A 283-nucleotide genomic window follows, 5' to 3' on the forward strand; every position below is an offset into this window, starting at 1 on the left:
AGATTATTACTAAGCAAAATATATTTAATCAATTGAATATGGAATTTAACCGAAACAACGACAGATGGATAAGAAATACGATTAATAGTTTAGTAGTTGATTATGGTTATCCAATCGGATATAGCTATAAAAAAGATGCAAGAGGTTATTTCATAGTTAAATCTGAGGAACAGAAAGAATTAGCCTTAAGAAGTATCAAGCGTCATATCGAAGGTAGTTTAAAGCGATATGAGGCACTAAAGAAAACTGAGATTTAAGGTGATGTAGTGAGTGCAGCGATTGA

Annotated in this window: 1 protein-coding gene; it reads left to right on the forward strand. The window is 31.4% G+C overall.

Annotation, left to right across the window (positions count from 1 at the left end):
- A partial coding sequence (locus HMPREF2737_RS08380; protein ID WP_070650056.1) for a pathogenicity island protein occupies nucleotides 1-257 on the forward strand: 257 nt, incomplete at its 5' end.
- Between the last annotated feature and the right edge of the window lie 26 nt (nucleotides 258-283).

The organism is Staphylococcus sp. HMSC069D12, assembly GCF_001810405.1.
GTDB lineage: Bacteria > Bacillota > Bacilli > Staphylococcales > Staphylococcaceae > Staphylococcus > Staphylococcus haemolyticus.